The sequence below is a fragment of the Myxosarcina sp. GI1 genome, from assembly GCF_000756305.1.
Taxonomy (GTDB): domain Bacteria; phylum Cyanobacteriota; class Cyanobacteriia; order Cyanobacteriales; family Xenococcaceae; genus Myxosarcina.
In genome coordinates, this window is record NZ_JRFE01000068.1 from 1 (window position 1) to 9,499 (window position 9,499).

At 39.1% G+C, this 9,499-nt stretch carries 10 protein-coding genes and 2 pseudogenes; 11 read left to right on the forward strand and 1 reads right to left on the reverse strand.

What is annotated here, in order from left to right; translation table 11 throughout:
* From KV40_RS36495 to KV40_RS37550, 3 genes and pseudogenes are all read left to right on the forward strand, one after another.
* Positions 1–212 (forward strand): hypothetical protein (locus tag KV40_RS36495; protein WP_036489742.1); only part of this gene is annotated, 212 nt, incomplete at its 5' end.
* Positions 213–353: 141 nt separating this feature from the next.
* Positions 354–1,061: a Uma2 family endonuclease gene (locus KV40_RS31540; protein WP_052056152.1), complete on the forward strand. Its 708-nt coding sequence runs from the start codon at positions 354–356 to the stop codon at positions 1,059–1,061.
* A gap of 11 nt (positions 1,062–1,072) precedes the next feature.
* Positions 1,073–1,276 (forward strand): annotated as a pseudogene (locus tag KV40_RS37550) (integrase); the annotation flags it as partial.
* A gap of 23 nt (positions 1,277–1,299) precedes the next feature.
* On the opposite strand, the gene KV40_RS35540 reads toward KV40_RS37550, so the two are convergent.
* On the reverse strand, positions 1,300–1,470 hold the full coding sequence (locus KV40_RS35540; RefSeq protein WP_156114297.1) for a hypothetical protein: 171 nt from the start codon (positions 1,468–1,470) through the stop codon (positions 1,300–1,302).
* A 386-nt stretch (positions 1,471–1,856) separates the two neighbouring features.
* Between KV40_RS35540 and KV40_RS31545 the strand changes: the two genes are divergently transcribed.
* From KV40_RS31545 to KV40_RS31580, 8 genes and pseudogenes are all read left to right on the forward strand, one after another.
* A complete protein-coding gene (locus tag KV40_RS31545; RefSeq protein ID WP_036489744.1) occupies positions 1,857–4,286 on the forward strand; it encodes a class I SAM-dependent DNA methyltransferase in 2,430 nt (809 codons plus the stop codon).
* 30 nt (positions 4,287–4,316) lie between these two features.
* On the forward strand, positions 4,317–4,604 hold the full coding sequence (locus KV40_RS31550) for a DUF2281 domain-containing protein (RefSeq protein WP_036489745.1): 288 nt from the start codon (positions 4,317–4,319) through the stop codon (positions 4,602–4,604).
* Between the two features lie 47 nt (positions 4,605–4,651).
* The gene (locus KV40_RS31555; RefSeq protein WP_052056153.1) at positions 4,652–5,923 is read left to right on the forward strand and encodes a restriction endonuclease subunit S; all 1,272 of its coding nucleotides are present in this window, start codon (positions 4,652–4,654) and stop codon (positions 5,921–5,923) included.
* A gap of 16 nt (positions 5,924–5,939) precedes the next feature.
* Positions 5,940–6,293, forward strand: a complete 354-nt coding sequence (locus KV40_RS31560; RefSeq protein WP_036489746.1) for a four helix bundle protein — start codon at positions 5,940–5,942, stop codon at positions 6,291–6,293.
* Positions 6,294–6,332: 39 nt separating this feature from the next.
* Positions 6,333–6,578, forward strand: a complete 246-nt coding sequence (locus KV40_RS31565) for a DUF4926 domain-containing protein (protein WP_036489748.1) — start codon at positions 6,333–6,335, stop codon at positions 6,576–6,578.
* A 20-nt stretch (positions 6,579–6,598) separates the two neighbouring features.
* Positions 6,599–6,877: a type II toxin-antitoxin system Phd/YefM family antitoxin gene (locus tag KV40_RS31570; RefSeq protein ID WP_052056154.1), complete on the forward strand. Its 279-nt coding sequence runs from the start codon at positions 6,599–6,601 to the stop codon at positions 6,875–6,877.
* Complete coding sequence (locus KV40_RS31575; RefSeq protein ID WP_036489749.1) at positions 6,874–7,293, forward strand: type II toxin-antitoxin system VapC family toxin; 420 nt, start codon at positions 6,874–6,876, stop codon at positions 7,291–7,293. The genes KV40_RS31570 and KV40_RS31575 overlap by 4 nt, the downstream gene beginning before the upstream one ends.
* Before the next feature lie 51 nt (positions 7,294–7,344).
* A pseudogene (locus KV40_RS31580) lies at positions 7,345–9,499 on the forward strand (type I restriction endonuclease subunit R); the annotation flags it as partial.

Sequence of the window (9,499 nt, forward strand, 5' to 3'; positions counted from 1 at the left end):
TAATTGCTAATAATACCCAAAAGTTTTTAGACACGTTTTTCACTTTTTTTTTGCTATACAGTGAAAAATATCTTACTCAGAAGATAAGACTATATTCATTGAGCCAAAAACTAACAATGATAGCTGTAATAGCTATTGCTACTCCTTTACAGGCTACGCTATTTACTTTTTTCGGTCGTCGCACAGTACGCAAAGATTTTGCTATAACCTAAAAGCCAAAAACCTATATAAACATAGTTATTTGGCAGATTCGGTAAAAAAAGTAGTTTTGTAAACACGCCTTTCTAATAATAGAAAATGTGGTGGTAGCCGATGTTAAAATAGTTAGGCACTACGATAGTTAGGCACTACTAATGGCGTTTGTCAGAACTAAAAAAGTGAAGGATAACGAATACCGTTACTTGGTAGAAAACTATCGCGACCCTAAAGGAAAAGTACGCCAAAGAGTTCTTGAGTATCTAGGACCAGTAGATAAAAGCGAGTCAGAAAATCTTATGGTTACAACGGATCGAAAATTATCTTTTGAAGAATATCTGAGCTATGTCGATGGCACTAATAAACATTACGAACTGGTTGACGGGAAATTAATCGAGATGCCCCCCGCAAGTTTTTTGCATTCAGATATTATTGATTTTATCGCCGATTGTTTTAAGGCGATCGCTCGTCAGTACAACTTAGATATTAAGGTTAAAACCGATGTGGGAGTCAGAACGGGAGTAACATCATCTAGGCTTCCCGATATTTCAGTTATCGATGGTGCGATTTGGCGCAGCTACCGTCGGGACAAAAGTGCCGTCATTGAAGACGTTCTGATGTTAGCAGTAGAGGTGGTTAGCCCTGGTGAGGAACAAATAGAGCGAGACTATACGGACAAAGCAAGGGAGTACCAACAAAAAGGCATTCCCGAATACTGGATTGTTGACCCGATCGAGCAAAAAATCACGATTCTAGTTTTATCTCAGGGGCAATATTCTAAAACCGTATTTACAGGAAGAGATGCGATCGCTTCTCCTACTTTCCCAAAATTAAAACTAACCGCTACTGAGATTTTAGAAGCTTGAATATGTTGATTGATACAACAGGAATAGATAAAGTCATATCGCCCCACAGTGTACGCCACAGCAGTATTACCGAAGCTTTAAATTTAACTAATGGCGATGTTAGGAAAGTTTAGAAATTAAGCCGATACTCTACCATCAATACTTTAATGATTTATGATGATAACCGCCAAAATCTACAGGGCGAAGTAACGGGGATGTTAGACGATCTGTTTTAAGAGTGGTAACAAAATATCTACGCCTAATAGCGTCTTTCTTGAGCTTTTTTTATCCGATAATATTCTTTTAAAACCCCTTCAAAGCTGTCTGAATCTTCCAAGACGATTACTAGCAAATAGGCTATATATCTATCTGACCAACCTTCGTTAATAATTTTTTCACTTACTTCTGTTACTGTTTTCGGTATTCTCATTATTCAAGCTTTTAATTTTGGTATTAATTACAAATCTTAGATTTCCCCAACTGGTAGGTGCAATTAGCAGGAGAATACTAAAAATAACTTTTATTGGGGTCGTGCCGAGGTATATGTATAATCAGGCTACATCTCTCTGTAACTTTTACAGCGTAAGGGTTTGATTCTCGATTGTCTTTCGCGATCGCCAATAATGCAGATAGATAAAAGCTTGAAAACATTGTTATGTAAAGCTTTAGCTTTGTTTTAGGAATAGCGATCGCCCTATGGAATATTTAGACTCAATCTTTGCAAAACCTAACAAAACAGCAGTATTTGTGGGCGAGCTTCCGATAACAGGACTATCATGGGTCACGATAACGATTAATTCCCAGGCATAGACATTAATGGCAATTAAAAAGAGCGAACTCTACAGTTCCTTATGGCAAAGCTGCGACGAGTTACGAGGGGGGATGGATGCCTCTCAATATAAGGATTATGTGTTAGTTTTGCTGTTTGTTAAATATGTCTCCGATAAGTATGCAGGTGATGAGGATGCTTTGATTGAAGTCCCTGAAGGTGGTAGTTTTGCCGATTTGGTGGCACTCAAGGGGGATAAAGAAATTGGGGACAAGATTAATAAAATTATCGGTAGATTAGCCGAAGCCAACGATCTAAAGGGCATTATCGATGTAGCGGACTTTAATAACGAAGATAAGCTGGGTAAGGGAAAGGAAATGCAGGACAGGCTTTCTAACCTAGTGGCAATCTTTAATAAGCCCGAACTGAATTTTGGTAAAAACCGCGCCGACGGAGACGACATTCTAGGGGATGCCTATGAATACCTAATGCGTCACTTTGCCACCGAGTCGGGAAAGAGTAAGGGGCAATTTTACACTCCTGCCGAAGTATCTAGGGTGATGGCGCAAGTAATTGAAATTGAAGGAGTAAAACGCCAGGACAAAACTATCTACGACCCTACCTGTGGTAGTGGTTCGCTACTCATTAAAGCTGCGGATGAAACGGAGGGAATTACTATCTACGGGCAGGAAATGGATAACGCCACCCGCGCCCTAGCAAAGATGAATATGATTCTGCACGGGCATCCTACCGCCGAAGTTTGGCAGGATAATACTCTATCGACTCCCCATTTTAAAGATGGGGAACACCTCAAAACCTTTGATTTTGCCGTAGCTAACCCGCCCTTTTCCAGTAAATCCTGGCGCAATGGTTTTAACCCCGAAGAAGATATTTATAACCGCTTTGCAGGTTACGGGATACCTCCCGCGAAAAACGGCGACTATGCTTTTTTACTACACCTAATTCGCTCCCTTAAAAGTAAGGGTAAGGGCGCGATTATTTTGCCTCATGGAGTGCTATTTCGGGGCAACGTAGAGGCGGAAATTAGAACCAATATTCTCAAGAAAGGCTATATCAAGGGCATCATCGGCTTACCCGCCAACTTGTTTTACGGTACTGGTATTCCCGCCTGTATTATTGTCATTGACAAGGAAAATGCTGATAAGCGCGATCGTTTATCCTCCGCTTCGGAGGGCATTTTTATCATCGATGCTAGTAAGGGATTTACTAAAGACGGCAACAAAAACCGCCTCAGAGAGCGGGATATCCACAAAATAGTCGATGTCTTTAACAAGCAGTTGGAACTGCCTAAATATTCCCGTCTCGTCCCCTTAGAAGAAATTGCCAGTAACGAATACAACCTCAATATTCCCCGCTACATCGACTCTCAAGAAGCGGAAGATATTCAAGATATAGAAGCTCATTTACTCGGAGGCATCCCCAACCGCGACATTGACGATCTAAAGCGTTATTGGGCTGTATATCCAGGGCTGAGAAAGGAATTATTTACTTCCATAGCCAGGGAAGGCTATAGCGAGTTAAAGATTGCCCAAGATGAAATTAAGCAAACTATTTTCAATCATCCAGAATTTGTCAGCTACAGCGAAAAAATAGATAATATTATTCAATCTTGGTGCGATCGCCACGTCTCCCTACTCAAAGATCTAAGCCCAGCCACTAAACCTAAAGAGTTAATTTTTCAGCTTTCGGAGGCAATTTTAGAAGCATTTTCGGAAACTAACTTAATTAATAAATACGATGTCTTTCAGCATCTGATGATCTACTGGACGGAGACGATGAAAGATGATGTTTACTTTATTATCGAGGAAGGTTGGACAGCCCAACCATACGCCATTTTAGATAAAAAAGGTAAGCCAAAAAAAGACGAGTGGGACTGCGATCTAATTCCCAAACCTTTAGTTATAAACCGTTACTTTGCAGATGAACAAAGTAAAATCGAGCAGTTAGAAGCGGAAACTGAAGCCATTACCAGAGACAAGGAAGAAATGGAAGAAGAACATTCGGGGGAAGATGGTTTTTTAGAAGAGGTGAAAAACGATAAAGGTAAAATTACTAAGGGTAACGTCCAAACGCGGATTAAAGAGTTACAGCAGGAATTAGATTGGGGAGAAGAGTTAACGGTATTAAAAAATTACCTGGCTTTATTTGATAAAGAAGCTGCTGCCGATAAGAAAGTCAAAGCTGCCCAGAAAAAACTAGATAAATTGCTGTTAGAGCAATATAAAAAACTCACGGAAGCAGAAGTAAAAACTTTAGTAGTAGATGATAAATGGCTAGCAACTATTAGCCAAGAAATCAAAACGGAATTAGATAGGATTTCCCAGCGTTTGACCCAACGGATTAAAGAACTAGCGGAACGTTACGAGCAGACTTTACCAGAGTTGACTACTAGGGTTGAGGAGTTGGAAAGTAAGGTAAACAAGTATCTTCAACAATTGAAAATTGATAATGGATAATTGATAATTTTTTAGAATGGAGAATTGGCAATGAATAAAGCAAAATATAATTCAGAAGAAATATTATCATCGATTCAAAGTTTACCTGAAGAATCTTTAGGAGAGTTGGTAAATTTTATCGAGTATCTTCAATATAAAAACAGTTCAAAAGCCAACCAAGATAATCAAATTTTTTCACTAGCAGGAGATAATTTAAAAACAAAAATAACTTCTGAAGAAAGCGAGCAAATAATAGAAGAAATCTTAATAGAAGTTGGTGATTCGATTCCTTCTCTTGACGATTATGCGGTTAGTCGGGCTGGAATTTATTCAAACTAACAATTATTAATTATTAACTATCCATTATTAGTTACCGAGTTGTTGTAGTGAAAGATGTTAATGTTTCCGAAGGTTCTAAGAGTACAGATGTTGGTATTATTCCTGAAGATTGGAAAGTAAAAAATCTTAAATATATTTGCAGTGAACCCATGCAAAATGGTGTATTTTACAAACCTTCAAAGAAAGGCTCTGGAATAAAACTTATTAATGTAGGGGATTTATATAAAAATATTCCTATTGATGTAAATTCGCTTGAATTATTTGAAGCTAATTTGGATGAACAAAAAAGGTATCAAGTTTTAGATGGAGATTTATTTTTTACACGCTCTTCTGTAGTACCAAGTGGAATTGCACAGTGTAATATTTATAAGCAACATCGAAACGAAGTAGTTGTGTTTGACAGTCATGTAATTAGAGTAAGACCAGATAAAAATAAAATTAATTCTTCTTTCTTACATAGATACTTTACTTCAAGAATAGCTCGAAATTATTTGGTTGCTCATGCAAAAACAGCAACCATGACTACAATCGATCAGGGAGTATTGGAAAAATGCCCTGTACTAATTCCACCGTTACCAGAACAAAAAGCGATCGCCCGTGTTTTAAGTGATGTTGATGATTTAATTAGAGAATGCGACTCTCTACTGGCTAAAAAGCGCGACATCAAGCAGGGAACTATGCAGCAACTCCTTACTGGTAAGAAGCGTTTACCTGGTTTTAGTGGTGAGTGGGAAGAGAAAAAATTGGTAGATATTTCAACAGATATTGGTGATGGTATTCATTCAACGCCAAAATATATTAACTCGTCTGAATTTCATTTCATAAACGGTAATAATTTAATTAATGGTTTTATTCAAATTACTGAAAATACCAAATGCGTAAGCCAAGATGAGTATTACAAATATAAAAAAGATTTATCTAACAATACAATACTTATTTCAATTAATGGAACAATAGGTAATATTGCATTATTTGCTAATGAAAAAGTTATTTTAGGCAAAAGTGCAGCATACATTAATATTAATAAATCTGTGTTTAAAAAATATATATTTTATTTTTTGCAAACTCACGCAGTTAAATCATTTTTTGAAGATGAATTAACAGGAACTACAATCAGAAACCTCTCACTTCAGTCAATTAGAAATACTTCAATTCAAATTCCGCCAACACTACCCGAACAGAAAGCGATCGCCGAAATCTTAAGCGATATGGATGCTGAGATCGAAGCCATAGAACAAAAGCGGGACAAGTACAAAGCCATCAAGCAGGGAATGATGCAGGAGTTGTTAACGGGCAAAACGCGATTAATTGAGAATTGAGAATGAATAATTGATAATGAGGGAAAATGCGATTAAAGACAAGTCTTTTGCTTTTGCCTTGAGGATAGTAAAGCTCTACCAATATCTAACAAAAGAAAAAAAAGAGTATGTTTTGAGTAAGCAATTATTGCGAAGCGGTACGGCTATTGGCGCATTAGTTCGCGAAGCACAACAAGCAGAAAGTAAAGCCGACTTTATTCATAAATTAGCGATCGCTCTTAAAGAAGCTAACGAAACCGACTACTGGCTAGAATTATTACACCAATCTGGTTACATAGACTTAAAAGGTTTCCAATCAATATCAACAGATGCAGAAGAACTCCTAAAACTCCTCACCTCCATTATCAAAACCACCAAAAACAAAACCTAATTATCAACTATCCATTATCAATTCTCAATTGAAGCGATTATGAGTCAAATTAAAGAATACGACTTAGTAACGATAGATCGAGACATTCTTACAACCCACAAAGAAACCAACGAGCCGATATTACTGAGAAAAGGGCAAGTAGGAACGGCAGTCATGGATTTCGATGGAAAAGCCTTTTTAATCGATTTTGCCGATGAACAAGGAGTAACCTATGCAATGGAAACCGTACCAGCAGAACAATTAATTCCCCTGCTTTATAAACCTGTCGCACTGCAAGCATCTTAGTTAATTGATAATAAGGATAAATGAAAGAGCAATATTCGACCCAACAACTTAACTCTCATCTCCCCGAAGTGCTAAAGCAGATCGAACGGGGTAATTCTATTGAAATTACTCAGGAAGGAGTACCCTTTGCTTATATTCTCTCAGCCTCAGAATACAAGCGTTTAACCGCTGCTAAATCTACTTTTTGGACATCGTTACAAGAGTTTTATGACCATAACGATTTGGAAGACTTAGAGACAGAAGCAGATGTATTTGCCGATGTTCGCGATCGCTCCCCTGGACGGGAGGTAAGTTTTTGACCCTGCGTTATCTACTCGACACTAATGTAGTTTCCGAACCCGTGCGACCCAAACCCAACCCCGCAGTATTGGCAAAACTACAAGCGCACCAAGAAGAAATTGGTACGGCGGTGGTTGTTTGGCACGAGCTTTTATTTGGCTGTCAGCGTCTTCTACCATCTAAAAAACGCCGTAAGATTGAAACCTATTTACAAAAAGTAGTCCAGCCTCATATTCCCCTACTTCCCTATGATGAAACGGCAGCAACTTGGCACGCAAAAGAAAGAACTCGCCTTGTAGCAGCAGGTAAAACTCCCGCTTTTGTGGACGGACAAATCGCTGCGATCGCTTACACTAATAATTTAATTCTCGTTACTAATAACACCTCAGATTTTCAAAATTTTCTGAATTTAAAGTTAGAAAACTGGCATCAATAAAGATCGCGAGTCAAAATTGTGAGATAAAACTGCTAATTATCAATTCTGGTTATGGATAAGGTTGGAAAAATAGAACGCATCACTCAAAAGCGAGTAGTTCGACTATTCCAACAGCAATTACACTACCGCTACCTGGGCAACTGGCAAGACAGGAAAGACAACAGCAACATCGAAGAAGGCATTTTAAGGGAATATCTAACCCAACAAGGCTACAGTCCCACCCTAATTAACAAGGCACTCCAAGAACTAAAAAAAACCGCTACAGACCAAGCTAAGAGCCTTTACGATATCAACCAGGAAGTTTATGGCTTACTGCGCTACGGAATTAAAGTCAAGGAAAATGTAGGGGAAAATAATCAAACGGTTTGGTTAATCGATTGGTCAGATCCTATAAATAACGATTTTGCGATCGCCGAAGAAGTAGCGATTAAAGGGGACAATAATAAACGCCCCGATATTGTTATTTATGTCAACGGTATCGCTTTGGCAGTACTAGAACTCAAACGCAGTAAAATCTCTGTCTCTGAAGGTATCCGTCAAAATTTGGACAATCAAAAGCCCGAATTTATTAAACCTTTTTTTACTACCATGCAGTTGATCATGGCAGGAAATGATACCCAAGGGCTGCGCTATGGCACGATTGAAACCCCAGAAAAGTATTATCTGACTTGGAAGGAAGATTCAGATTGGGGGCAACCAGCTAGTAACCCCGAAATTTTAGATCGCGCTTTACTAGAGCTATTACCAAAAGCAAGGTTTCTAGAGATAATCCACGATTTTATCGTCTTCGATTCGGGAATCAAAAAAGTCTGTCGTCCCCATCAATATTTTGGTATTAAAGCCACTCAAGACTATTTAAACCGCAGGGAAGGGGGTATTATCTGGCATACCCAAGGGAGCGGTAAAAGCCTGACAATGGTGTGGCTAGCTAAATGGATAAAAGAAAATGCCGATGACTCTAGGGTTTTAATTATTACCGACCGCGACGAATTAGATCGACAAATTGAAGGCATCTTTTTAGGAGTCGATGAATCGATTTATCGTACTACTAGCGGTAGGGATTTAATTACCCAATTAGACAACACAACCCCCTGGCTGATCTGTTCTCTAGTTCATAAATTTGGCAAGAAGAAGAAAAATCCCCAAGATGCTGACTACGAGAAATACATAGCAGAACTACAAAATAATCTCCCCGCCAACTTCCAAGCCAAGGGCAATATTTACGTTTTTGTCGATGAATGTCACCGTACTCAATCGGGTAAATTACACCAGGCAATGAAGCGAATTTTGCCCGATTCGGTATTTATTGGCTTTACGGGTACGCCCCTACTCAAAAAAGATAAAGCAACCACGATTGAAGTATTTGGCGACTATATTCACACCTATAAATTTAACGAGGCAGTTGAAGATAAAGTAGTTTTAGATTTACGCTACGAAGCCAGAAACATCGACCAAAATCTAACTTCCCCCGAAAGGATAGATCGCTGGTTTGAAGCTAAAACTTCGGGCTTGACCGAACTTGCTAAAAACCAACTCAAACAACGCTGGGGGACGATGCGCCAGGTGCTTAGTTCCCAAGATCGGTTAAATAAAATAGTCGCTGATATTATCTTTGATATGGGGGTGAAAGATCGGCTTAAAAGTGGTCGCGGTAACGCCATCTTAGTCTCTGGCAGTATTTATCAAGCCTGTAAATATTACGAACTCTTTTGAAGCCCTAGATGGTTACGACAAGGATGATATTGAAGGGTTATTAGAAGATCGCCTTACTAAAGCCCAGGAACGCCTAGAGGAAACCCTAGAAACCGTCAAAGCTTTATGCGAACCAGTCGCACCCCCCAAAAACACCGCCGCCTATCTTAAGTATTTCTGTGGCAATACCGATAACCCAGAAGAATTACAAAACAATCAACAAAAGCGCATCTTCCTCTACAAGTCCGTCGCTTCCCTGCTCCGCGCTTATGCCAACATTGCCAATGAAGCCATTGAAGCGGGCTATACCCCTGCTGAAATTGCCCGCATCAAAGAGGAGGTCAAACACTACGAAAACGTCCGTCAGGAGGTAAAAATAGCCAGTGGGGACTACATAGATTTAAAAGCCTACGAGCCAGCGATGCGCCACCTCATCGATACCTACATCCGCGCCGAAGAAAGCGAAAAGATATCGGCTTTTGACGATCTAACTTTAGTGCAGTTAGTCGTCCAA

Bases quoted from the DNA above. Each gene is read 5' to 3' on its own strand.
- KV40_RS31545 (WP_036489744.1), top strand. From the start codon at position 1,857: ATGGCAATTAAAAAGAGCGAACTCTACAGTTCCTTATGGCAAAGCTGC.
- KV40_RS31565 (WP_036489748.1), top strand. From the start codon at position 6,333: ATGAGTCAAATTAAAGAATACGACTTAGTAACGATAGATCGAGACATT.
- KV40_RS31540 (WP_052056152.1), top strand. From the start codon at position 354: ATGGCGTTTGTCAGAACTAAAAAAGTGAAGGATAACGAATACCGTTAC.
- KV40_RS31560 (WP_036489746.1), top strand. From the start codon at position 5,940: ATGAGGGAAAATGCGATTAAAGACAAGTCTTTTGCTTTTGCCTTGAGG.
- KV40_RS31570 (WP_052056154.1), top strand. From the start codon at position 6,599: ATGAAAGAGCAATATTCGACCCAACAACTTAACTCTCATCTCCCCGAA.
- KV40_RS35540 (WP_156114297.1), bottom strand. From the start codon at position 1,470: ATGAGAATACCGAAAACAGTAACAGAAGTAAGTGAAAAAATTATTAAC.
- KV40_RS31550 (WP_036489745.1), top strand. From the start codon at position 4,317: ATGAATAAAGCAAAATATAATTCAGAAGAAATATTATCATCGATTCAA.